27 protein-coding genes are annotated in these 24,862 nt (G+C 33.4%); 3 read left to right on the forward strand and 24 right to left on the reverse strand.

Annotation, left to right across the window (positions count from 1 at the left end):
* The first annotated feature begins 88 nt into the window (after positions 1–88).
* Positions 89–307, forward strand: coding sequence for a DUF6515 family protein (locus ACXAFS_RS01375; RefSeq protein ID WP_475304805.1), 219 nt, complete (start codon positions 89–91; stop codon positions 305–307).
* Here ACXAFS_RS01375 and ACXAFS_RS01380 read toward each other — a convergent pair.
* The 8 genes from ACXAFS_RS01380 to ACXAFS_RS01415 all read right to left on the reverse strand — a co-directional run bounded on the left by ACXAFS_RS01380 (position 304) and on the right by ACXAFS_RS01415 (position 7,953).
* Positions 304–1,524 (reverse strand): murein hydrolase activator EnvC family protein, encoded by a 1,221-nt coding sequence (locus ACXAFS_RS01380; protein ID WP_475304806.1) that lies wholly within the window; start codon positions 1,522–1,524, stop codon positions 304–306. The two genes, ACXAFS_RS01375 and ACXAFS_RS01380, sit on opposite strands and share 4 nt — an antisense overlap.
* 5 nt (positions 1,525–1,529) lie before the next feature.
* Positions 1,530–2,327 carry a lipoprotein insertase outer membrane protein LolB1 gene (lolB1, locus tag ACXAFS_RS01385; RefSeq protein WP_475304808.1) on the reverse strand — a complete coding sequence of 266 codons (798 nt, stop codon included), beginning with the start codon at positions 2,325–2,327 and terminating at the stop codon, positions 1,530–1,532.
* A 32-nt stretch (positions 2,328–2,359) separates the two neighbouring features.
* Positions 2,360–3,718: a tetratricopeptide repeat protein gene (locus ACXAFS_RS01390; RefSeq protein WP_475304809.1), complete on the reverse strand. Its 1,359-nt coding sequence runs from the start codon at positions 3,716–3,718 to the stop codon at positions 2,360–2,362.
* Between the two features lie 180 nt (positions 3,719–3,898).
* The gene (locus tag ACXAFS_RS01395; protein WP_475304811.1) at positions 3,899–4,330 is read right to left on the reverse strand and encodes a hypothetical protein; all 432 of its coding nucleotides are present in this window, start codon (positions 4,328–4,330) and stop codon (positions 3,899–3,901) included.
* A gap of 66 nt (positions 4,331–4,396) precedes the next feature.
* Positions 4,397–5,416 carry a sugar phosphate nucleotidyltransferase gene (locus ACXAFS_RS01400; RefSeq protein WP_475304812.1) on the reverse strand — a complete coding sequence of 340 codons (1,020 nt, stop codon included), beginning with the start codon at positions 5,414–5,416 and terminating at the stop codon, positions 4,397–4,399.
* Between the two features lie 33 nt (positions 5,417–5,449).
* Positions 5,450–5,884, reverse strand: coding sequence for a dUTP diphosphatase (dut, locus tag ACXAFS_RS01405; protein ID WP_475304814.1), 435 nt, complete (start codon positions 5,882–5,884; stop codon positions 5,450–5,452).
* Positions 5,881–7,311 (reverse strand): oligosaccharide flippase family protein, encoded by a 1,431-nt coding sequence (locus ACXAFS_RS01410; protein ID WP_475304815.1) that lies wholly within the window; start codon positions 7,309–7,311, stop codon positions 5,881–5,883. The genes dut and ACXAFS_RS01410 overlap by 4 nt, the downstream gene beginning before the upstream one ends.
* 108 nt (positions 7,312–7,419) lie before the next feature.
* Positions 7,420–7,953 (reverse strand): hypothetical protein, encoded by a 534-nt coding sequence (locus tag ACXAFS_RS01415; RefSeq protein ID WP_475304816.1) that lies wholly within the window; start codon positions 7,951–7,953, stop codon positions 7,420–7,422.
* Between the two features lie 176 nt (positions 7,954–8,129).
* Here ACXAFS_RS01415 and ACXAFS_RS01420 point away from each other — a divergent pair, with 176 nt between their 5' ends.
* On the forward strand, positions 8,130–8,453 hold the full coding sequence (locus ACXAFS_RS01420) for a hypothetical protein (RefSeq protein WP_475304818.1): 324 nt from the start codon (positions 8,130–8,132) through the stop codon (positions 8,451–8,453).
* 54 nt (positions 8,454–8,507) lie between these two features.
* Here ACXAFS_RS01420 and ACXAFS_RS01425 read toward each other — a convergent pair whose 3' ends face one another.
* The 14 genes from ACXAFS_RS01425 to ACXAFS_RS01490 form a co-directional block, all read right to left on the reverse strand.
* Positions 8,508–10,151 carry a hypothetical protein gene (locus ACXAFS_RS01425; RefSeq protein ID WP_475304819.1) on the reverse strand — a complete coding sequence of 548 codons (1,644 nt, stop codon included), beginning with the start codon at positions 10,149–10,151 and terminating at the stop codon, positions 8,508–8,510.
* 116 nt (positions 10,152–10,267) lie between these two features.
* The gene (gene atpG, locus ACXAFS_RS01430) at positions 10,268–11,128 is read right to left on the reverse strand and encodes an ATP synthase F1 subunit gamma (RefSeq protein ID WP_475304821.1); all 861 of its coding nucleotides are present in this window, start codon (positions 11,126–11,128) and stop codon (positions 10,268–10,270) included.
* Between the two features lie 29 nt (positions 11,129–11,157).
* Entirely contained in the window at positions 11,158–11,493 is a 336-nt protein-coding gene (locus tag ACXAFS_RS01435) for a four helix bundle protein (protein WP_475304822.1), read from the reverse strand.
* A gap of 69 nt (positions 11,494–11,562) precedes the next feature.
* On the reverse strand, positions 11,563–13,140 hold the full coding sequence (gene atpA, locus ACXAFS_RS01440; RefSeq protein WP_475304823.1) for a F0F1 ATP synthase subunit alpha: 1,578 nt from the start codon (positions 13,138–13,140) through the stop codon (positions 11,563–11,565).
* 58 nt (positions 13,141–13,198) lie between these two features.
* Positions 13,199–13,735: an ATP synthase F1 subunit delta gene (gene atpH, locus ACXAFS_RS01445; RefSeq protein WP_138432483.1), complete on the reverse strand. Its 537-nt coding sequence runs from the start codon at positions 13,733–13,735 to the stop codon at positions 13,199–13,201.
* A 6-nt stretch (positions 13,736–13,741) separates the two neighbouring features.
* Complete coding sequence (locus tag ACXAFS_RS01450) at positions 13,742–14,242, reverse strand: F0F1 ATP synthase subunit B (RefSeq protein WP_475304825.1); 501 nt, start codon at positions 14,240–14,242, stop codon at positions 13,742–13,744.
* Between the two features lie 96 nt (positions 14,243–14,338).
* Positions 14,339–14,533: an ATP synthase F0 subunit C gene (atpE, locus tag ACXAFS_RS01455; RefSeq protein WP_475304826.1), complete on the reverse strand. Its 195-nt coding sequence runs from the start codon at positions 14,531–14,533 to the stop codon at positions 14,339–14,341.
* Positions 14,534–14,566: 33 nt separating this feature from the next.
* Positions 14,567–15,685 carry a F0F1 ATP synthase subunit A gene (gene atpB, locus ACXAFS_RS01460; RefSeq protein ID WP_475304827.1) on the reverse strand — a complete coding sequence of 373 codons (1,119 nt, stop codon included), beginning with the start codon at positions 15,683–15,685 and terminating at the stop codon, positions 14,567–14,569.
* An 88-nt stretch (positions 15,686–15,773) separates the two neighbouring features.
* On the reverse strand, positions 15,774–16,163 hold the full coding sequence (locus tag ACXAFS_RS01465) for a DUF6168 family protein (RefSeq protein WP_475304829.1): 390 nt from the start codon (positions 16,161–16,163) through the stop codon (positions 15,774–15,776).
* Positions 16,163–16,411, reverse strand: coding sequence for an AtpZ/AtpI family protein (locus tag ACXAFS_RS01470; RefSeq protein WP_475304830.1), 249 nt, complete (start codon positions 16,409–16,411; stop codon positions 16,163–16,165). Before ACXAFS_RS01470 ends, ACXAFS_RS01465 begins: the two co-directional genes overlap by 1 nt.
* Complete coding sequence (locus ACXAFS_RS01475; RefSeq protein WP_138432488.1) at positions 16,356–16,796, reverse strand: bactofilin family protein; 441 nt, start codon at positions 16,794–16,796, stop codon at positions 16,356–16,358. Before ACXAFS_RS01475 ends, ACXAFS_RS01470 begins: the two co-directional genes overlap by 56 nt.
* An 18-nt stretch (positions 16,797–16,814) precedes the next feature.
* Entirely contained in the window at positions 16,815–19,430 is a 2,616-nt protein-coding gene (porW, locus tag ACXAFS_RS01480; protein WP_475304832.1) for a type IX secretion system periplasmic lipoprotein PorW/SprE, read from the reverse strand.
* 198 nt (positions 19,431–19,628) lie between these two features.
* Entirely contained in the window at positions 19,629–20,348 is a 720-nt protein-coding gene (locus ACXAFS_RS01485) for an ABC transporter ATP-binding protein (RefSeq protein ID WP_475304833.1), read from the reverse strand.
* A 15-nt stretch (positions 20,349–20,363) separates the two neighbouring features.
* Positions 20,364–21,842: a DUF5687 family protein gene (locus ACXAFS_RS01490; protein WP_475304834.1), complete on the reverse strand. Its 1,479-nt coding sequence runs from the start codon at positions 21,840–21,842 to the stop codon at positions 20,364–20,366.
* Positions 21,843–21,946: 104 nt separating this feature from the next.
* Between ACXAFS_RS01490 and ACXAFS_RS01495 the strand changes: the two genes are divergently transcribed.
* Complete coding sequence (locus ACXAFS_RS01495; RefSeq protein WP_475304836.1) at positions 21,947–23,005, forward strand: 2Fe-2S iron-sulfur cluster-binding protein; 1,059 nt, start codon at positions 21,947–21,949, stop codon at positions 23,003–23,005.
* Positions 23,006–23,147: 142 nt separating this feature from the next.
* On the opposite strand, the gene ACXAFS_RS01500 is transcribed toward ACXAFS_RS01495, so the two are convergent.
* Positions 23,148–24,182 (reverse strand): glycosyltransferase family 9 protein, encoded by a 1,035-nt coding sequence (locus ACXAFS_RS01500; RefSeq protein ID WP_475304837.1) that lies wholly within the window; start codon positions 24,180–24,182, stop codon positions 23,148–23,150.
* 43 nt (positions 24,183–24,225) lie between these two features.
* A complete protein-coding gene (locus ACXAFS_RS01505; RefSeq protein ID WP_475304838.1) occupies positions 24,226–24,834 on the reverse strand; it encodes a DUF4254 domain-containing protein in 609 nt (202 codons plus the stop codon).
* Positions 24,835–24,862: the final 28 nt, after the last annotated feature.

Below are 24,862 nucleotides of genomic sequence, written 5' to 3' on the forward strand. Positions count from 1 at the left end.
GCTATGCTGAACTTATTTCAGCATCTTAGTTTTAATCCAATTAAACCTTTTCTAAAACAAATAGTCTTATCATCAACCAAATGTATTAATGATGAGATATTTAGTTTACACCTTAGTTTTAGTATTTGCTTTTAATTTTAGCTCTTGTGCAAGACGTGTTGTTGTAGCACAACCAGCAACAGTAACCGTAGTTAAGAAATTACCAAGACAACATAGAGTGGTTAGAGTAAAAGGAAAGCGCTATTACTTCTTCAACGGAAAACACTACAGAAAAACCAGAAATGGATATGTTGTTGTAAAAATTTAATTTTTAGCCAACCAATACTCTGGATTAAGTTTTTGGTTATTCTTATAAATTCTAAATCCTAAGAGTGTTTCGCCTGAGGTTTTATTTGTAAATGCCTCACCAATAGCTTGTCCTGTTTTAATTTTATCTCCTTTTTTTACGTAGATTTTTGAAAGATTGGTGTAAATAGTTAGATAATTACCATGTCTTATCATTATTGCTGGATTTCCCCTTTTAATGACAAGTATTTCAGAAACTTCACCATTAAAAACTGCTTTAACAGTTGCATTCGTAGTTGTTTCTATCTTAATTCCTGGATTATTGACCTCAACAGAACTGTCTGTCAAAGATCTTCCCTTGCCATATTTTGCTTTAATCACACCTCTTTCAACAGGCCAACCTAATCTTCCTTTATTTGCTTCAAAGCTTTCTCCTACAATTTTATCTGCTGGTGTTAAAACAAACTTTCCAGTTGAGGTTTTCTTTCCTGCTTTTTTATTTGATGCGGCAATAGCTTCGCGAATCAATCGATTTATTTCTTTATCTAATCGATCTGCCTCTTGCTGTTTTTGTTTTATTTGAGAGGCAAACTTTATCATGTCTGCCTTAATAATTGCCATTAACTTTTCGCGCTCTTCTAATTCTTTTTCTAGTTCTCGTTTGGCAATTCTATTTTCCTGAATTAATTTGTCTTTATCCGCTTTTTGCTTAGATAATTCTAAGTTTAGGTCTTGTAACTCTTTTGTTTTATTCTTTATCAGTTCACCTTGTTCCTTTTGATAATTAGCATATTGTCTAATGTATTGCAAGCGTTTATAAGCTTGTTTAAAATTATTTGAAGACAATAAAAACATTACTTTACTCTGCTCTGACTTACTTTTGTAAGACTTTACAATCATTGCTGCATAATCATCTTTTAACTCTTGTAATTGTGCTCTAAGGCTTGTTATTTCTTGCTGATTGGTATTTATCTCTCTTGTAAGTAAGTTGGCTTGTTCGTTAGTTATTCTTATAAGATTTTGTCTACGTTGTACCTTATAGTTAAGGTCTTCAATTAATGAGATTTCAGATTTCTCTTCTTTCTTTTTACCAGCATAAAACGCCTTAAACTGTTTTATTTCTTTTAGTATTTGCTGACGTTGTGCTTCAAGCTTTTTCTGTTTATCGCTTTGCGCAATTAAAGACATTGAGGACAATAAACATCCTAAAAAGAATACTATGTAAAAACGTTTTTTCATTTATTCTACTTAATAACTATTTCTTTATATCCTGCAGGTATTTTAAAAGGAAATCTAACGTCTTCATTCAATGTCAATGATTTAAATTCCATCGTGATGGCAACTTCATCAGAATCTTCAACAGCAATAATTCTAATATCTTTTGGTAAAATTTGCTTTTTCACCTCTTGATATGCTGTATAATCAACCTGAAGAATACGTTTTTTTAATTGTTGAAACAATTGTAAACTATCCATTTTAAAATGTGATGGATTGATTAAATAAAACAACTCTAATAATGCATTTTGATCTTTTGGTTGTAAAGCATATGAGTTTTCGTTTACAGAGACCTTGTGTGGTTCTTCCTTTAAATCAAATATAGCCTGACCTAACAATATATTCTGTACTTTATTGAAATCTAAATCCACACCTACAAAATCACTCAACAATTTATAATCTCCATCAAAGTATTCGTTATCAAGTTTGTTGTAAAAACGCACTTTGTCTGGTGTTATCATCATACGTGCTAAACCAAGCTTGGCGCTTAACCATATCACTTTATCTTTTTCTATTCTAAGGTTAAACGTTGAGCCATTCTCTTTTTGGTTTTGAGTAATATCAATTTTTACCTTGCCTTGGAGTGTCTTAAAATCTGCATCGCTTTTTTGATGTTGTTTTATCACTTGCTTAGCCGAAAGCTTATCACTTGCTTCGCCTGAAGCCACAATGCTTTTGGTGGATTTGCAGTTTGTAACAAATAACAGCATTGCTAAGGCAATTACGATTTTAAATGTATGGTGTATTATATCGTTTTGTTTTTTCATTCTTTAATGAGATTCCCGCTTTCGTGGGAATTTTATTGTTGTGCTTTTAAGTCTCTTGCTTTTTTAGCAAACGCTTCAGACTTAGTTATATTATTAAGACCTTTATAAGCTATGCTTAATTCCGTATAAAAATCGGACTCCATTTTGGGATTTTCTATTAAATAATCCAATCCCATTTCTAAGTTATCAATCGCGTCTTTAAAATTGCCTTGTTTATTGTTTGCTACTGCGTTTACTAAATATAAAATAGGCTGTGCAGGATACAGCTCCAATGCTTCTTCACTATCCTTAATCACAGCATTATAATCTTGAAGATCTATTTGTAACAACAACACATCTTTTATTAGCTTAAAGTCATTTGGGTCTTGCTTAAGCGCTTCTTTAAAGTTTTCTAATGCTTTTGCCTTATCTCCAGACTTTAAATAGTATTGTCCTAAATCGCTGTGTGTTTGCGCATCTTTATTATCATCTATCAACGATGTGATCTCAACTAAATCTGATTCATATTCTGGGTTATTAGCTACAAAACCAACAAAGTCTTTTAATACTTTAGCCTTAGCATCTGCATTGATTTCAGGGCTGGTTAATGCTACTTTTACAGAATTTATAGCATCCTCTACTTTGCCGTCTTGTAAATAGAATTTATACAAAGCCAAGTGTACAAACTTTGAATCTGGCTTAATCTCCAACAGATTTTGAGCGGCTTTGTAAGCCTTTTTTCTATCACCTGTTTGGCTATATCTGTAAATGAGTTTTAAATGATTTTCTTCGTTATTTGGGTTGTTTGCTATACGCTCTTCTAGGTTTTCTATACGATCATCTGCATTGCCAGTAATACTGTATATATCATTTCGCATAGCGTCTCTTGCTTCACTAATTCCTAACTCTTCATCTAATTCATCTAAAAGTTCTAAAGCTTGTTTATAACGCTTTTCTCTAACGTACAAGGCTGCTAAATCTTCTTTGTAATCTGGATGATACTTCACCAATTGCTTTATAGTCTTAATAGCATTGTCTATGTCATCTTGCTGAAAATACACATCGTACAACTCATCTAAAAACCACTCGTTGTCTGGTTGCATACTGATGGCTTTTTTAAGGTTGTTCTCAGCAGCGCCAAAGTTTTTGAGTTTATTGTAGTTTTTACCAAGCTCAAAATAAATGACAGGCTTTTTAGAGTCTAGGTTTAAACATTTGTGAAGTGCCTCAACCGCTCTTTCGTAGTTCTCAATCCCTTTTTGTTTTAAGGCTTCAAAAAAATGCTCTTGAAATTCGTCTTCAACATTGCCTAAGTCGTCATCTGGTCGTTTGTTGAAATCGACTTGGGCCATAGCAAAGCTTGGTACTAAAAATAGTACTAGTAGAAGTTTTGTTATGTGGTTTAATTTCATATTTAGATTCTACGATTTGGCTTCGACAAGCTCAGCCTGACAACTGCTTGATTTCAAAAGTTGTTCCAAACTTGTGTTTGGCTATGATTTTCCACTGTAATCGAAAGATAGCAAATTGCAATGAATATCAATTAAGTATTTTAGTTGCAATGAGCTATACTCGGTGTTGTTGTGCGTTTTTTATTCATTTGGATACATTCTTATGTTTTCCATTTCAACTGTTGGTGGATAAACAATTTCAAAGTCTATTGATTGAAAATCATCATAGCTTACGTCAAAACGTTTAAGAATTAGATAATTACTCCTTATTTCATTCCACTCATAATTTTCTATAGTTTCTTTAGTTAAAAAGAAAAAAGATAATGTATCATTTAATGCATCATCAAAAATTTTATCTTGTGTTTGAAATCCACCTAATCTAAAAGTAGACATAGGTAGGATTCTGTTTGTAGTATTTTCAGTACTTAATGTAGTGTCAGGATATTTATAGTCGATAGTAAAATATAGTTCAGAATCTGATTCGTTACGTACATTAAACTTATAGGTTTGCTCCACTAATTCCCCACAGCTAAATAATGTAATCAAAATAAAAATCAGAATGAATTTTTTCATTTTTAGTACAGTTTTTACATAAAGGTGCTCCGACTAAGGATGAAGAGATTCCTGCTTTCGCAGGAACTATTCCATCACAGTATAATCTCCAATGCTAATCTTAGTAAAATCGCCATTATACTTCACGTGGTTACCAATCATAGCTTCGTCTAAATTAGCGTTTTTAATAGTCGTCTGATTCTGTATTAAGCTATTTTTAACGGTTGAATTTTCAATAACGCAATCTTTACCTATAGAAACGTTAGGGCCAACCGTAGCGTTCTTTAAAACCGTTCCTTTTGCGATGAAACACGGTTCAATCACTTTTGAATTCTCTAAAACGACAGAATCGTCAACTAATTGCTCTTCTCCATCTGCTTTTAAGAAGCCTAGCATCTTGGTATTAGTTTCTAAGGTTACGTTTTTGTTTCCGCAGTCCATCCACTCATCAACCGTACCTGTTTTGAAGATTTTACCATCTGCCATCATACGTTTTATACCATCGTTGATTTGGTATTCGCCACCATTCATAATGTTTTCATCTAAAACTTCTTGAAGCTTCGCTTTTAAAACTGCGACATCTTTAAAGTAATAGATTCCGATTACGGCTTGGTCACTTACAAAAGTTTCTGGTTTTTCTACGAGTTCGACAATCTCTTGATTGTCGTTCAACTTTACCACACCATAAGCTTCAGGATTATCTACTTGCTTTGTCCAGATAACACTGTCTGCACTTGGGTCTAAGTCGAACTCTGCTCTAATTAAGGTATCTGCATAAGCAATTACCGCAGGACCTGAAAGGGATGGTTTAGCACTCATAATAGCGTGACCAGTTCCTAACGGTTGGTCTTGTCTGTAGATAGATGCTTTAGCGCCTAAATCCTCTGCCAATTCCGTTAAACTCTCAACTACATCATCTCCAAAAAATGCTGGGTCTCCAAGAACAAAAGCTACCTCTTCAATAGGTTGCTTTAATACTTTTGCTATGTCTTTTACCAAACGATGTACGATGGGTTGACCTGCTACCGGAATTAATGGTTTTGGAACTGTTAAACTATGTGGTCTTAGACGCGAGCCTCGACCTGCCATTGGTACTATTATTTTCATTTTATGAGTTTATTCGTTGATTTGTTTAGTCGTTTATTTGGTTCCTGTGCTTCCAAAGCCACCTTCTCCTCTATCGGTTTCTGATAGTTCTTCAACTTTTATCCATTCTGCACGTTCGTGCTTTGCAATTACCAATTGTGCTATGCGCTCTCCGTTTTGGATGGTAAATTCTTCATTAGAAAGATTTACTAAAATCACTCCTATTTCACCTCTATAATCTGCATCTACTGTTCCTGGTGCATTGAGCACTGTGATTCCTTTTTTTGCTGCTAAACCGCTTCTTGGCCTTACTTGTGCTTCATAACCAATTGGCAATTCTATAAATAAGCCCGTGCCTACTATTGTTCTTTCTAATGGTTTAAGAATTCTATCTTCGGTAAGGTTAGCTCTTAAGTCCATACCTGCCGAGGCTATGGTTTCGTAATGTGGTAAATCGTGAATGGATTTATTTATGATTTTAATTGTCATCTTCTTTTTAGTAATTGTTTGAGTTCTTTTCTTTCTAATAAAGCAATACCTGCAATAAAAATAAGCATTAAAGCAACGTTGAAAAAATAGTTGCCTCTTAGATATTTAAAAGACACGTAAGATAGTGCTATTGCAAATCCTATATAACCTAAAATTCTTGAAATTTGATAAGGTACTTTATAGTGTTTTTGCCCTAATACATAAGACATAATCATCATTATTGCATAGGCTATAAGTGTTGTCCACGCTGCTGCCATAAAACCAAGTTTTGGTAATAAAATAACATTAAGCACAATGGTTATAACAGCTCCTGCAATTGAAAAATACATTCCAAATCGTGTTCTGTCATTGAGCTTATACCAAATTGCCAGATTAAAATAGATGCCTAAAAACAAATTAGCAAGCAACACAATTGGTACAATTTCTAAAGCAACCCAATATGCTTCGTCTCGCACAATTAAAGCTTTAAAAACATCTATAAACCCAACAATGAATAACAGCATTAATGCTCCACAAATAACGAAGTATTTCATGATTAGTGCGTAGGTATTTTTGGCATTTTTTTCTTTGGCATGATTAAAGAAAAAAGGCTCTGCTCCTAACCTAAAGGCTTGAATAAAAATAGTCATAAACACGGCTAGCTTATAACAGCCAGCATAGGCTCCATTAATGTCTTTTCCTAGCACATCTGGAATTAACCATTTATCAAAATTCTCGTTAATGACATAGGCAAGACCTGCAATCATAATTGGTAAGCCATAATTAAGCATTTGTTTGAATATCGCTTTGTCAAAAACCCATTTCGTTTTCAAAAAATAAGGTAACAACAACACTATTGTAACAGTACTTGCAGCAAGGTTTGCAATGAAAATATATTTTACTAAATCTGTTTTATCGTATCCTGAAAACTCAATATTGAACTTTGGAATTGCCCAAAGAAAAAAGAAGTTAAGAACCACATACGTAAATATGTTACTTAGCTTAATAAGTGTGAATTTAATTGGTTTCCCTGTTGCTCTTAAATAAGCAAATGGTGCTACCACTAAGGTGTCTAAAACCAATACTCCAATTAGATAATTAAAATAGTCTAAGCGAAGATTTACAAATTCTGCTAAAGGTTGATTAAAAATCATCACAACGGCAAACACAAACAATGTAGAAACCAACAGACTTATTAAGATTGTAGAATAGACCTTGCTTTGCTCTTTTTGCTTGCTGAAAAACCTAAAAAATGTTGTTTCCATACCATATGTAAGCAATACATTAAAAAATGCAGCATACACATAGAAATATGTATTGTCTGAATAGCTGGCAGTATCTAATGTGTCTGTGTGTAGCGGTACAAGTACAAAATTCATGAGTCTAGGCAACACCGTTGCTAAACCATAAATTATGGTGTCTTTAAAAAAGGTTTTGAGTACGCTCAATTGCTTAATAATGAAATCGCTTCAAAAATATTAAATATAAATGGGTCTTTGGATACTTAAATAAAAAAGCCTCACTAAAAAGTAAGGCTTTCTTCTGTTTTTAATATTTTAATTCTCCTCTAATTCTTCATCTAGAGTTGCCATGCTATTTGAAGCGCTTCTTGAGTAAATAGATGGAGGACCATTTTCATAGTATGTTCCCGCTACCTCGTTAATTTGGATCACTTTATGATATTTTAATTTACCATTTTCTGTATAACTAATAACACACTCATCATCTTTGAGGTCAAAAGGGTAGTCTGCAGGTTTTTCAGCTTTCTGAAATGTATAATGACGAGAAGGATTTTTTAATACCGAAGTGTATTTATTTCCATTTTTAACAAGCTTTCCTTTTAAGTTTCTAAAATAAATCTCGTTTAAAACTACATTGTCATTAACATTAGAAACAGGAACAAAAACATTGATTCCTGTACCTCCAACTTTGATTCCTGCATACCATTCCTGAAATACTACAGACTTCACTGTAAAAGGTGTTTGTTGTTCAAAATTGGTTGTAGCTACCTTAGGACTAGCACATTGAAATAAAGAAGACAATGTACAAGTAAAAATAATGGCATATACTGCCTTTTTTAGATTCTTCATTATAAGTAGGTTATGATTTGGAAAGACAATATATATGAAAATTATTTATTTTGTCGTTGATTTTTACATATAATCGATAAAAAGCTTTAATATGTAAGATATTTTACCGAAATGTTGTGGTTTATAGTTTTGAATTAAGAAAATATTCTATTTTAACAGGACTAAATTTTATTATAATGATAGGTACAACAAAGCGATTAATTACGGAAGAAAAAGTAAAAAATTCATCTTGTTCTCATTGTGGTGAACAAAACACACTTTTTGCTAAAGTATTCTCAAAAATGTTTATTTTAAAAATATTGCCTTTTGTTTATGGTAAGTCAACAGAGTTATCATGCTCAAACTGCAAAAAAGTTTATGATAGACAAGATACTATTGACGCTGTTACACAAAGAAGAATTGATATAATTAAAGATGATGCACAGCACGCCTGGTTTTTATATTTAGGCTATGGTTTCATAGCTTTTGTTTTTATTGTTGCTATTTTTAAAGAACAATAACTACTAAAAAACCCAACTCAATGAGTTGGGTTTTTTATAGTATAGTAATTATGCTTAGTTTATATTTAAAGTTCCCAATCTAGATCCTTTATTGTTAGATCCATAGATTATATATTCCTTATTGCTTATACCAAAATTTGTCAGCGGTTGAATTACGATTTGCTTTTTCTCAAAATCTTCTGGATCAACACGCTCTAATTCGCCAGTGTGTTCATCGAAAATGAAAGCAACCGGAATCATTTTATTTACATTTCTAACCTTTTTTACGTCATCCATGTCAGTAATCCCGATATTTTTTGGATCATCGTTAACAACCAAAGTAAGCTTACCGTTATGATATAATGGAAGTGAACTTAAATACTCTGGGCCACGACCTAAAACAGTTAATGGAAACATTACAGATGCAGATACTGTTACATTACCATTACTAGCAAATCCAGCGAGACCAATACTCATTTGTTGTACTGTAACCTGTTGTTCTTTAGGCACAACGTTGCTCCATTGCAAAGTTCCATCTTCATTTAAAGACGTTACGATAATCTCATTGGCTATATAAGTAATTGGTGTGAATGCTAAAGGTCCAATCCCAGAAGAACGACCAACCACTCTTAAGTAATATTCTGACAATATCATTATACCTCCATTGTCCTTTTCTATTAAATGCGTATTTCTATAAAATGGTTTTAAATCTTTACCCTTTTTTGCTCTTCTCTCACCTATCAAAGTTTTCTTTACGTCAAAAGTAAATTCGTTAAATGTCTTTTTGGTAATAGTTTGATTTTTATAATCTGCAGCAATATCAAAAATTCCTTCAAGACCAGATTGAGCTTTTCCACTGGATTTTAAATCTGAATAAAAGCCTATAAGATGAACACTATTATCCTTCGTTTCTATAAGGTTACAGTTTAAAGCCTTTTTCCCAGATAAGTTTATTGTTAGTTCTTCTTTCTCGTAGTTGTTCTTAGCTTGATAACTATGGAGTGTTATATTGTTAACCGTTGTTTTACCTTTTTTATCTCTATAACTCTCTGTTGTAGAAATAAAGACATCACCAAACTCATTGATTGCAAAGTCAGAAAAGTCAAACGCTAAGTCTTTTCTATCATCAAATGTCATAGAATAATCATCATTTAATACTGAACTTAGATTCTTGTCTAACAATGAGAACTTATAGGTTAATTTTTCTTCTTTTTCAATGATTCCTACATGAGAAACAAAGTAATTTACATTATCATAAGATGTATCAAAAACAAAAACACCTCTGTTCTTCTTGTTTTTAACATCTACAGTAAGAAGTGTAATAGTTTTACCCAGCTTTAGGTTACTGAGAATCTCCTTTGCTATGAATTTGTTTTGCTTGCTCTTTTTGTCATAATAACTTGCCATGACATAAGCTTTATCTTCAACAACCGCAACGTCTTCAATAAATACTTTGTTGCCGTTTATTTTTTCTAAATCTAAAAGAACACTTTTCTGAAACTTTTTGGTTGTATTATCAAAAGATTGTAAAAAGTATTTCTTCTTTTGGTTAGCTAATCCGTAGATAGTGTTATCTACAACACCTGCTATATGTATTAGACTTCCGTCGTTGTTTTCTATTTTATCACCAAAGTTTAGAGAAACATTACCAACTGTGTGCTGTGCACGAACAAAAGTAAAGGTTAAGATAAAACTTAAAATTAAAAGAGTTTTTTTCATGTTTAAATTGTTTGAATAGTATGTTTTGTAAATAACTTCAAAATAATCCTAAAAACAAAATCCCAGACTTTTTAAATCAAAGTCTGGGATTATATTATTTAGTAAATGTCTTAAGCCTAATTGTTAAGTGCTTCAGCTCCACCAACAATCTCAAGTATTTCGTTGGTAATAGCTGCCTGTCTTGCTTTGTTATAAGTTAATTTTAACTGATCTCTAAGCTCTGTTGCATTGTCTGTTGCTTTGTGCATTGCTGTCATACGCGCACCATGCTCTGAAGCAAAAGAATCTCTTATTGCCTTAAACAACTGTGTTTTTAATGACTTTGGAATCAATGTTTCAACTATTTCTTGCTTAGAAGGTTCAAAAATGTAATCTAAGTTTACATTGGCATCACTCTCTACAGGAACAATTGGTAAATACTGTTCGGTCATTACAATTTGAGTTGCTGCATTTTTAAAGCTGTTGTAAACCAATTCAACCTTATCAAAATCGCCTTCGGTGAATTTATTCATTATCATTTCAGCAATTTCAGCAACATTATCAAACGTTAAATCATCAAAAACTTCACTTTTGTTTGCAATGATAGTTCCTTGTTTACCAAAAGCATCATTGACTTTTTTACCTATTGCAAGAATAGAAACATCTTTACCTGCATAAGTCTCAGACAACAATACATTAACTTGCTTAATAATGTTAGAGTTAAATGCACCTGCTAAACCTCTATTTGAAGAAATAGCTACCACAAGTACTTTGTTTACATCTCTTTGCTCAGCAAACTTACTTCCACTATCAGCATCTAATGTAGCGCTTAAGCTTTGAAGTAATTCTGTTAACTTATTAGAATAAGGACGCATTGCAGTAATAGCATCTTGAGCTTTCTTCAATTTAGCAGCAGATACCATTTTCATAGCACTAGTAATCTGCATCGTTGAAGATACCGAAGATATTCTATTACGTATTTCTTTTAAGTTTGCCATTTTTCAAGTTATGAGTATTGAGTGATGAGTTATGAGTTCTTAATAATAGCTACCAAAATCCTAATTAACTCTTCACACTTATTTTTCAATTCAGTTGGTACAACTCTTCCTGTTGCTTCTAGAATTTCTAACCAATATTTGGTTTCATCTGCCTCTTTTAAAGCTATACCAAATTTATTTTTAAAATCTTTCTTACTAACTCCTCTTTGAGCTTCTCTTGTATTGGCACCAATACTTGTTCCACTTTTTAAAATTTGAGAAGCTAACTCAAAATCTTTATTTTCTTTTAATTTATCTGCAAAGTGTACTATTTCAACAGCAAATTGAAAACTTTTAATCCGTATAGGGCTGTTTTCTAGTGACATTTCACTTCAATAAATTATTTAAAGTTAGTTATTCAAAACTCTGAACTCCTAACTCTAAACTCTGAACTTTTATTTAAACTTCGCAGATAAATCTTTTGCCACTTTAGTTAAAGTATCAATAACCTCATCTGTTAATTTACCAGCTTTTAATGTATCTAAAGTATCTCTATGCTTAGCATTTAAGTACTCTATATAATCTCTTTCAAATTCTTTTACTTTATCTACAGGTACATCTCTTAGTAAGTTCTTTGAACCTGCGTAAATGATAGCTACCTGATCTTCTACAGTAAATGGATCGTTTTGAGCTTGCTTTAAGATCTCTACGTTACGCTTACCTTTTTCAATTACATTTAGTGTAGCTGCATCAAGGTCAGAACCAAACTTAGCAAACGCTTCTAATTCACGGAACTGTGCTTGGTCTAATTTTAATGTACCAGCTACTTTCTTCATTGATTTAATCTGAGCAGAACCACCTACACGAGATACAGAAATACCAACGTTAATTGCAGGACGCACACCAGAGTTAAATAAATCTGACTCTAAGAATATCTGACCATCTGTAATAGAAATTACGTTTGTTGGGATATATGCAGATACGTCACCAGCCTGAGTTTCGATAATTGGTAATGCCGTTAAAGAACCACCACCTTTTACTACAGGTTTTAATGATTCAGGTAAGTCATTCATGTTCTTAGCAATATCATCATCTGCAATAACTTTTGCAGCACGCTCTAATAATCTAGAGTGTAAGTAGAAAACGTCACCTGGATACGCCTCACGTCCTGGTGGACGACGTAATAATAATGACACCTCACGATATGCTACAGCTTGCTTAGATAAATCATCATAAACGATTAAAGCAGGACGACCAGTATCTCTAAAGTATTCACCAATAGCAGCACCAGCGAATGGCGCATATACTTGCATTGGTGCAGGATCTGATGCGTTTGCTGCTACAATTACTGTATAAGCTAAAGCACCTTTATCTTCTAATGTTTTTGCAATGTTTGCTACTGTTGAAGCTTTTTGACCTACAGCAACATATACACAGAATACTGGCTCACCAGCATCGTAAAATTCTTTTTGATTTAAGATGGTATCGATACAAACTGTTGTTTTACCAGTTTGACGGTCACCAATTACCAACTCACGCTGACCTCTACCAACAGGAATCATAGCATCTACAGACTTAATACCTGTTTGTAATGGCTCATCTACTGGCTGACGGAAAATTACACCAGGTGCTTTACGCTCTAGTGGCATTTCGTATAAATCACCACCTATTGGTCCTTTACCGTCTATTGGGTTACCAAGTGTATCAACAACTCTACCAACCATTTCTTCACCTACTTTAATAGATGCGATACGATTAGTACGTTTTACTGTTGCACCTTCTTTAATTTCTTTTGAAGGTCCTAATAATACGATACCAACGTTATCTTCTTCAAGGTTAAGTACGATACCTTCTAAGCCACCTTCGAATTCTACTAATTCTCCGTATTGTGCATTAGAAAGTCCATAAGCACGTACAATACCATCACCAACAGTTAATACTGTTCCTACTTCGTTTAATGAAGCACCTGCTTCAAAACCTGAAAGTTGTTGTTTTAAGATTGCTGATATTTCAGCTGGTTTTACTTCTGCCATCTTTTATTTAGATATTAGATGCTAGACGTTAGACGTTAGACGTCAACTCTAACTATTCTTAATTTAATGTAAATTCTCTTTTTAAATTATTTAGTTTGTTAGCGATGCTTGCATCATATTGCAAATCGCCAACTCTTAGGATAAAACCTCCCAGAATAGATTCATCAACCGTGTTTTCTATTTCGGTAGTTTTACCTGTAAGCTCTTTTACTTTAGCCAACACTTTTTCTTCTAATTCCTTGGTTAATGGTGTTGCTGAAGTTACCTTAGCTATTTGTGTGTCCCTTAACTGATCGTATAATTGTGTGTATTTATTAGCAACATCTCCTAATAATGCCACACGCTTATTTGCAATTAAAGTATCTATTAAGTTTGTTGTAGCAGCATTAGCATTTTTAAACACTGAAGTTAATACTGCTTTTTTGTCTGCAGATCTAACAATAGGATTTACCAAAACTGCATTTAACTCACTGCTTTCTGCAATAGCATTTGCAATTTGCTTCATATCAGTATTAACAGCTTCAGCCACCTTATTATCGGTAGCTAAACTAAGTACTGCTTTTGCATAACGTATTGCTGCTCTAGACTCTGCCATCTATAATTAGTTTAAAGTGGTTTCACCTAACATATCTTCAACAAGTTTTAATTGCTTGTCTTTGTTAGATAACTCTTCGCGTACAACTTTTTCTGCAATATCGATAGATAAACCTGCTACGTGGCTTTTTAATTCTGCCATTGCTGATTTTTTCTCAGTTTCAATAGCAGCTTGAGCTTGCTCTATCATTTTGCCAGCTTTTTCTTGCGCTTCGTTAGTAGCATCAGAAATGATTTTATCTTTCATCTCTCTAGCTTCTTTTAAAAGTGCTTCTCTTTCAATACGCGCTTCTTTTAATAAACGCTCGTTATCTGCGTTTAGGTTTTCCATTTCTTTTTTAGCATTCTCAGCTGCATCTAATGCACTTTTAATACCTTCTTCTCTATCGTTTAAAGAGTTAAGAATTGGCTTCCACGCAAACTTCACCATTAAAAATATTAATAGTAAAAACAGTATTGTTTGTACTACAAATAATCCTGGTGAAAAATCGTTTAATAACTTATCCATTATATACTTTCTTTAATTCTTTTAATTTTTTGTAAAACACGCTCCTGCAACCAACCGTTGCAGGAATTCGTGTTTATTAGTTTGCGTTTTCGATTCTTATTGTCCTAAGAATAAAGCACCGAACGCTAAACCTTCTAATAATGCAGCGATAATAATCATCGCAGTCTGGATCTTACCAGTTGCTTCAGGTTGACGTGCAATACCTTCCATTGCACTTCCACCAATTTTACCTAATCCGATACCAGCACCGATTACAATTAAACCTGCACCTACTAAATTTGGAATTGTCATAGCCAAATAATTTAAATTAATTAAACAAATCTATTAGTGATGATCGTGCTCTTCAACAGCCATACCTATAAATAATGCTGAAAGCATTGTAAAGATATAAGCCTGTAAGAACGCAACCAGAACTTCTATTAACGTGATAAAGAATGATAGCAAAAGAGATAAACTTGTTGCTCCTACAACACCAAATTTATTCTTTAATGTGAACATAATTGCAATTAAACTCATTACTACAATGTGACCTGCTGAAATGTTTGCAAACAAACGCACAAGTAACGAGAATGGTTTAATTAAGAAATGTCCTGCTAATTCTATTATCGCCAATATTGGTTTTACAAAAATTGGCACTCCTGGCATCCATAATACGTGTTGCCAGTAATCTTTTTTAGCACTAAATGTGTATATGATTAAGGTTAATACTGCTAAAGCTGCAGTAACTGCTAACTGACCAGTTACGTTAAAACCAAATGGCATTAAACCCACTAAATTCATTATCCAGATGAAGAAGAAAACTGTTAGTAAGTAACCTGTAAATCTTCTATAGTGTTTATCTCCGATGTTTGGTCTTGCAATTTCGTCGCGTACATAAACCACAAGTGGCTCTAACACTCTACCAAAACCTGTTGGGATACTTTTGTTTTTATATTGCTTTGCTAATCTAGAGAACCACAATAACATTAAAAGACCAATGATTAAAATCCCAAACACACTCTTTGTAATAGAAAAGTCTAAAACTTTGTGAGCATTTGTTGGGTGATGGTGATCGTCAAAATTAACAGTTGTTGCACCTTCTTCTAATTCATAAATTTTACTGTGAATTTTAACAAATCTAGAATCGTTTTTCTCTACGATAACATGACCAGCATCATCATGGTGAAACGCAGAAGACATAAATGTTGTTAATCCATTTTCTCCCCAAACTATTACAGGAAGTGGGAAACCAACGTGTTTTCTTTCACCATCGCTAGTGTATGAAAACAAATGAAAGTCGTGAGAATCTTTTAAGTGATGAAGGATGTAATCTTTAACCTCTTGCTCAGTATCTACAATTCCTCCGTCTTGCGATTTTACAGGATCACTAGCATAACCAAAAAATGTTGTTAACGCTAATACAATCAGTAAGTAAGATTTGATAGGTTTGTTTGCTATCTTCATTTTTTTCTTTTGAAAAATATTACTCTAGATAAATTCGGCGCAAAAGTACATAATTTATTAACAATTAAACCAATTTTATTGAGATAAATTAGAAAGAAGTTTTGTTTAGGATTTTTGCCACAAAAAACACCTCAATAAATAAGAAGATTGCCATAGGTATAATTAGTGCAATTCGTTGAGCATTAGTAAGGTCTACGGCAAAAACAGACTTATAAAAAATGACCGCAAAAACTGTGATTTTAAAAATTATAGCGCCTAGATAAATAAAGCCTAGCTGTTCTTTAATTTTGTTAATAACGCTTCCTATTTTGAATAAAAAACAGATAACTAAGGAAAAAAGCACGAAGAACAGATATACTTTTTTTAATGAAAAAGGGAGGAAAATGTTTTTTTCTTCAATAAAATTATTGTGAAGTAAATAGGTTGATACTCCAGCAATAGTAAAAATCAGAATGTAAGTGATTAGATTTTTAAGCATTACTCTTTAGAAACTTTTATAACCTGAGCAATTACCATATACATTGATGCAAAAACAGCCAACAATGTAATGCTCGGTTCAAATTTATCTGAGTTGTATTTAGAGTCTAACCACATACCTAAGTAATTGCCGGCATAAATGGTAAGTCCCATTTGCAATGCAACACCTGTAAATCTTAAAAATTTATTGTATTTACCCTTGTTGTCTTTGGGCTGTTTGTTCTGGCTGTTTTGGTTTTGCTGGTTCATTAGGTAATGCTTTTACAGTGCCTTTCATGCTACAAGTAGCATTGAAGGTTGCTCCAGGTTCAACTGCTAATTTACTTGTGTGTACCTCTCCTTCAATATGTGCAGTAGATTTTAAAGACAAAGTACCAGATAAGATTAATTTACCTGAAAATTTTCCTTCAAAATCAGCATTTTCACCTTGTAATGTGCCTTTAATAAAACCCGATTTACCAATCACTACTTTGCCAGAAGTCTTTACGTTACCTTCAACAGTGCCATCGATTCTAAATGGTCCTTGACTAGCTATATCACCAACTATTTTGGTGCCTTGAGCTATAATGTTTTGTTGTGTACTTGTTTCCATACTTGTTGCGTATTTAGATTTTTTGTTGTCTGAGGAAAACATCGTTGATTTGGTTTTAATTTACTCTAGTTTCAGGTATGCGTTTAGGTTTTTATGACGTTGAATAATAGCATAGTTAGGTGACGAAATAGCAAAGTACTCTTTTGTAATTTTAGGTTTTACAGGTCTGCCTCTACTATCCTTTTCGTCTGATTGTAATAATTGAGCAAAACCGCTTGCTCCTTGTATACTTGTAAGACCATGTACTACAACAAATGTTGTGTTTTCATCATATACATCAATTGATGTTGTTAGGTCGAAATATTTAATCTTTTTCTCAATCTCTTCGTTGAGCGTTTTTACAAAAGCATCTATATCCTCTCCTGAGCCATTTTCAAATTGATACACGACATTGAAATGAGTCGCCTTATCATCTTCTATAAATTCTTTTTTAGCCAATACAGGAATCGCATTATTAAGCAGTTCTTGTGCTTTTTTGCCTTCATCTGTGTTTGGATAAGCCAGCGCAATGTAATCTATACCCTTTTTATATTCTTCGAAACCATAAAGGCGTCCTCTAGCAGAAGCTTTTAGAATCTCAAATTTTGGTAGGAAGTCATCTCCTTCTAAACGCTTAATTTGTTTTTCAGCTTCCGCAATAACCTCAGCATATTCTTGTTTTTCAAATTGTTTGTAAAGATTTGTATAGATGGCTTCAGGACTATTCTCATCTTTAGCCAATTCAGATTCCGGGTTTAGTAAGATTTCTGCATAGCGAGAATCTGGATAATTAGCCACTATATCTGACTTCATGGTTTCTGCCCTTCTAGATAAGCCTAGTTCTGTATATATTTTATATAAATTGTATTTAGACGGCAATATGAGGCGTTCTTCTGGTGAGTTTTCCAATAAGTCTTCAAATCGAGATTTGGACAGAGAAAGTTCTTTGAATTTCTCTCTGTATATGATACCTAATTGATAATATGCAAAGTTTCTTTCTTTGGCTATGCTATCAATGGCCTTCTGCTCTGTTGGTAAAGACGCTATATATGCTTCTGGATTATATTGATCTTCCTTACCAGTTACTGAAGCTATGGTTTCTGTTTTTCCTGAATTTTTGATTCCAGATTTTTGGTTAGAAAATCTCCAATTATCTTGAAGTTTTCGGTCTCCCCAAATCTTTAAAAACTCATTCTTTCCGTAAGCAACAGTTGTAGAATTATAGAAATAAAAACTACTGCCATTGTTAGCTCCTTTAGACGTAAACTCTCCAGGCAACCCTCTTGGGCTCATGTTGGGTCTTGAGTTCTTGTCTTTTGAAGCATTAAGCACCATGTTTTGTCTAGACTCTTGCTTTCTTAATTCATCTTCTTTACGCTGCTCTTCTTCAAGTGCTTTTTGTTTTAACTCCTCAGCGTGCTTAGTATAAATTGCTAGTTGTTCTTCTTTTGGTAAACTAACCATACGAAGAATACTATCGTTAACCTGAGCGACACCTTCGTAATAAATAACATCATCCAAATTTTCGCGCTTACGCTTTAGAATTCTGTACGGTTTTGTGTTTGGCGTCATTGCTGTTAGTGTACTGTCGTAATAAGCTCCTGCTGTTTTATACACGTTCTTATCAAAATACATATTACCAATAGTCTCATAATTGAGTGCTCTTAGGTATTTGTCTGATGTTATTTTCCGCAATGATTTATTATAATACGCTTCAGCTAAGCTATCCGAAGCTTTGTTACGATGAAATTCCGCAATTCGGTAATAAATCTTGTCTAGGAATGGTCTATTTTCTCGGTTTTCTTCTAACTCTGTTAGATATTCAAGGAACTCTGTATCATCACCCTCAGTTGAATCAAAATTATAAGACTTTTCAAGATGTGCATTAATATAAAACGCTCTAGGAATTTGTCTGTGCATATCAATAATGGCATCAAACTCCATATTGGCACTATCCTTTTCTTGGAATTCGTTGTAGAGCTGCCCTCTTATGTAATGAAAACGAGCCTTTTCACTTTTTACTTTGGTGTTTTCTGCTGCAATACCTAGCAACGACAAAGCACTGTCTTTTGCTTTAATGTTTATATAGGCTTGGGCTAAAGTCGCTGTAGCATCTGCTAAATCTTGACCTTCAATCTCTTCTTCGTCAAGCAGACGCTTTAATTTTTTAATGGCACCTTCATTATTATCTAAACGCATGTTAGATTTTTCGCGCCAGATTTTCACCTGATTTATTTTATCGCTGGTTGGATACTTGTTTAGAATATTATTGAATGCTGCCAAAGCAGGAACAAAACGCTGATCGTAATAACGTGCCTTACCTAACAGCAAGTATGCTTCGTCAATTTGAGGATTTTTCTCTTTACCATCGATATTCATTCCGTGCTTTTGAATGGCTTTTATGGCCTTTTCTTCAGCGCGTTCAAAATCTGCATTTTTAGATTCACCTGGCAAAAATATATCTTCGCTAACCTGCATACGTTCTACAGGTAATAATTTCCAGAAGTTCTCTGTGTAGGCATCATTAACAGCAAGTTTCCCTCTTTCTAAAGAAATATTGCCGTTATACAAAATGTTATATTTTGTTCCTAAAGCATGGAAGTTTCTATTGATAAAAGTGTCTTTTTTTCGGGAGCAACTTTGAGCAATAATCACTACCAAAAAAAGATATAATATGTGCTTAATTTTGAATTTCAACTTTTGTTCTACTTAAATTGGCATAATAGATAACTAAACTTTAGCGCTTTTAGTGTGCTAAGTGGTAAAAATAAGCATCTTTTTGAATTTACAGTGCTATTAAGCTGTTTTTCGAGAAAAGACAAAGCCTAGCCAAACAAAAAAGCCTGTGGATTTTTTAATCTTCACAAGCTTTTTAAAATTGATTGATTGGGTAAATTATTCCTCTTCTTGAGCGGCCATTCTGCCAGAAAAATGAGCTTCTAACTCCTTTAAGGTGGTAGGATTAGTTTCTAAATCTTTTACAACATTTCCTTTTTCTAAAACCACTATTCGCTCACAGACATCTGTAACGTGCATTAAATCGTGACTAGATACCAAAATAGTAACACCTTGTTTTTGTGCCAAATCTTTAAGAATTTGCTTTAAGCGTATTTGTGTTGTTGGGTCTAAATTGGCAAATGGCTCGTCTAAAATAATAACCTCTGGATTACCAATAAGTGCAGCTACAATACCTGCTTTCTTTTGGTTTCCTTTACTCAAATCGCGCAAGTATTTTTTCTTCCCAAGGATTTCTCCGTTGAAAAAATCTTCAAACTGCGAGGTTAGCGCATCTACATCTGCTTTGTTTTGTCCTCTTAGATCTCCTATAAAGTAAAAATATTCTTCTGGTGTTAGGTAACCTATCAAGAAGCTTTCATCTATAAATGCAGATGTAAAAGGTTTCCAGTCTTCACTTTGGTCTACTACAACTTCGTTACTGGTAATACTTCCTGTTGTTGGTTTAATTAAGTCTAATAATAAACTGAAATACGTTGTTTTTCCGGCTCCATTATTGCCCACCAAACCAAAACTCTGGCCTTTAGGGATGCTTAATTCTTCTATATTTAAAACGGTTGTCCCGTTATATGCTTTTGAAAGGTCTTTTGTGTGTATCATGGTTGTGTTGTGTAATTAGTTATCTTGACTAAAAGCGTCAATCATTTTGTATTTTGAATCAAGGTATTTTTGAGTAATAAACGTCATAAGTTTCTTGTGGAATACAATTCCAATAACTCCAAGAACAATTAGTGTTGCCACAGCTATTTCGAAACCTAACAACCAATTAATCAAGGCAAATAATCCCATTGGTACAAGCATTAATGGTATACCTATTAGCCATTGTACAGCACCTGTTCCTTGATAGTTGAAAGCTGCTTTTTTATCTAGATCTATCTTCTTTCTGTTGAAGGATCCTCCCCATAAAATGACGTGAGAATTAACTCCAATATTATAAATAGCTGCTGCAAAATGTGCGATTAATATTTTCCATCCGAAATAAACATATGGGATTCCCAAAACAAATAGAATCACAACGCTCATTATCATAAGAATAAACTTTGAACGTAAGTATTGCTCGTACTTAATATTTTGGCTCATTAGCATTTTATAGTAACCACTGTCCCAAGCTGGAATAAATTGTCCAAAATTGATAAGAAAGAATCCTGTTGAAAATATTCCTATAAATGCAAACATAAATTCCATTTCTCTATACATGGGTTGAGGATAAAAAAACAAGCCATATAGCACACCAATTATTAAAAGCATTGTCATGGATTTTGTTCGCTTATTTCTCCAAATTAGCTTTAAATCTAACTGCATAAAAGGTGCTATATCACCAAAGCGATTGGTCCAAGATAAATCGGCCGCTTTAACTTCGGTAACTTTAGATTTTAATCCACTATCTAAGAATAGTTTTTCTCTTAATATTTTAAAGTTATAAGTATAAAAAACTGCTAATACTGCTAATGGAATTAAAATAAACACTGGATTATTGGCAATGTATAAAAGACCATCTCCTATTAAAGATTTCAATGGTAAAATATTGAAATAATCTAAGCCAAACAGTGCTCCAACAATGGCTATAACAGGCAGGAATGACAACTCTGTTTCTGCCGAAAACGCTTCAATAATAAAGTTAAGGAAATTGATTATTAGTATTATAATAATCATCGCTGCCAACCAGGTTAAAACCAAAGATGTTGCATATCCGTTTTTTAACAATGAAATACTAAAAGGAATAATGGCAAATAATGGTAAAAAGTTAAAAAAGTTTAATGCTGATTTACCCAATACAAAATTGACGATAGTTGATCTTTTAATTGGTAAGGTTAATAATGGTTTTACACTCATTACAGGTAATTTCTGTAGAAAGAACCTCATCAAAATATCACCTATAAACCAATAAAAAATATAACTATTTGCAACGATAAAAGGATCTTGATCTGGTGCTAATTTCCCTATGATTTTAAAAAGGAATGCACCCATGAACAAAAAGATTCCAACAAAATATAATGCAAAAAAAATGAGAAGTATATTTAATACAATACTCTTCTGCCAATATGAAGACCGGAAATACTGCTTCCACTCTAAATTAAGAAAGTGTTTTATCATATTTGTGGTTAGTTTTTTCTATTAGTAAACTTAAACGTTAATTTGTTACAAACAAATTTAACTATACAACCATCCTTCCTTATTTTTGCTAAAATTTTTTTGCAATGGCACAATTTCATAACCTTACTATAAAATCTATTGAAAACGTTACTGAGCAATCAGTAGCTATAACTCTTGATGTTCCTGCGGACTTAAAAGACACTTTTTCTTTTAAAGCAGGCCAATACATTACCCTAAAAATTGATATTAATGGTGAAGCCGTTAGAAGAGACTACTCTATTTGTGCTTCTAAAAATAGCGGAGACCTTACCGTTGCTGTAAAGGCGGTTGAAAACGGTACTTTTTCTGTATATGCAAACAACACCTTAAAAGCTGGTGGCAACATTGAAGTTGCACCACCAAATGGTCGTTTTGTTTTTGAACCAAACGAAGCCAAGACTAGAACCGTTGCTGCATTTGCTGCTGGTAGCGGTATTACTCCTATTATAAGCATTGCCAAAACACTTTTAGAAGAAGAACCATTTAGTAATTTTATTTTAGTTTATGGCAACAAGTCTTCAAAAGACACAATGTTTTTCGCTGATTTAGTAGAAATGCAAGCCAAGTACGGTAATCGTTTTCATGTACATTTTATATATAGCCAATCTCGCGAAGAAGGTGCGCTTTTAGGTCGTATAGAAAAAAGCACTGTAAATCTTATCGTTAAAAACAAGTACCAAGGTGTAAACATTGAAGCTTTTTACTTGTGCGGACCAGAAGCTATGATTCATACCGTAAAGGATACTTTAATTGAAAATGGCATTAAAGAAAAGGCTATTTTCTTCGAGTTATTTACAGCTCCTATTGTTGCAGAAAATGAAAATTCGGTTGAAGATTTATCTGGTAGCACTAAAATAAAAGTTTTGGTAGATGATGAAGAGTTTGAGTTTGAAATGTCTAAAGAGCAATCTATCCTCGAAGCGACTCTAAAACAAGATATTGATGCTCCTTATTCTTGCCAAGGTGGTATTTGCAGTAGCTGTATTGCTCGCATTACAGAAGGTGATGCTAAAATGCGACAAAACAACATTTTAACAGACAATGAAGTTGCTGAAGGTTTAATTCTTACATGCCAGGCACATCCTACATCTGCAACTATTGTTGTGGATTATGATGATGTGTAAAAAAAGCCCTTCCCTAACCCTTCCCAAAAGGAAGGGAATAAAGCGGATAGTCACTTCGAGTGATTTTTAGATTATCGTCCATCAAAAGATATTTTGATAGATGGTATCTATGCAAAGCTTAAAAAATTGTGTTGTGGAGTTTTTAGATTCCTGCCTTTGCAGGAATTGTTGTCTTTACCTTTGAGACAACAGTTGCTACAGCAATGCTTCCTGCTGCGTTTTCGTAGCCTTCAGGATAGTTGTTACCGTAAATAGATGTTGGGATCTTTGGGTATTGACTTCTATCTGCTGTAAGTTGAAAATCTTCAGGTTGATTAAAAGGTACAAAACCAGCAAAAGGATGGGTAACTCCCCAAATCGTAATCACTTTTACACCAAACATTGCTGCTAAATGACCATTCCCAGAATCCATGGCAAGCATCAATTCTAAATTTGAAATTAGTGCCAATTCATCTTTAAAATCTAGTTTTCCTGCAACGGAAATAACATTGTTGTATTTGGCTTCAAAAGTATTGAGAACTTCGATCTCATTCTCGCCTCCGCCAAATAAGATAACTTTATAATCTTTGGACAATTCTGAAATAACTGCCTCCATGTTTTCAAGCGGATACATTTTACTTTCGTAAGCTGCAAATGGAGCAATACCAACTAAAGTTTCATTAGTATTGATTCCTAAACCTAAAACGGCTTTGGTTAAAGGTTTTGTTTTTGGAAATTTTGGCTGAGATAAATCAACTGGAAAGCCTAAAGTCTTAAAAACATCAACATAGCGTTGGTGTGTGGTTTTTAGTTGTTTTACTACTTCACCAGAAACTAAAGCCTTCTTCTCTGCTCTGCCTTTATCAATCTGAATTACTTTTTTTCCAAAGAAAAACAACTTCAAAATTTTACTTCGTAAAACGTTGTGCAAATCTGCAACGACATCAAAACCTAATGTTCTAAGTTCTTTCGATAGCTTATAAAGTCCTAAAACGCCTTTGTGTTTGCCTTTTAAATCAGCAACATAAACCTCAACATTTGGAATGCCTTCAAAAAAAGGTTTAAAAAATACTCTAGTAACAACCGTTACTTTTACTTGCGGATGTTGTAAGGTTAATGCACGCAACACAGGTACTGTCATAGCAACGTCTCCCATTGCCGAAAATCTTATGACGAGTATGTGAGTGGCTGCTGACATTTATTTCAGAATAGAGATCCTGAAACAAGTTCAGGATGACAATTTATTTTTGCCCTCTTAAAACAGGATTAAGCTCATCGTCGTTGTACATTTTCATCTGTTTGTAAACTTTCATGTACTTATCTCCGTTCGCAATATCTGTCAATAAATCGTCAATTGCCGTACTCAAATCTGTACGTTGCTCTAGTAAAACGTCTAATTTCTTTTGGCAAGCCGCTTTATGATCTTCGGTAGCGTCCTCTCTGACAGTTTCTAAATGCATGTGGTAGATTTTTAATGCCAAAATAGAAAGTCTGTCTATAGCCCAAGCAGGACTTTCAGAGTTAATCTTAGCGTCTGCTTTTACAGCAACATCTTTATATTTGTCTAAGAAGTAGCTATCGATATATTCAACTGTATCGGTTCTGTCTTGGTTAGAAGCATCAATCATACGTTTTAGTTTTAATGCTGCAACAGGATCGATATTTGGGTCTCTAATAATGTCTTCGTAAGCCCATTGTACAGTATCTATCCAACATTTTCTGTATAATAAATGAGCAATTACATCTTCGTTTTTATCATACTTATTTGTGAAAGGCTGGTCTACGGTATTTAAAACTTTATAGGTTTTAATAACATCTTGAAATATACTGTTTGCTTTATCTGAAAACATATCGAATTATTTAGTTTGAATATGCAAA

The organism is Winogradskyella sp. ABM4_392 (genome assembly GCF_056160445.1).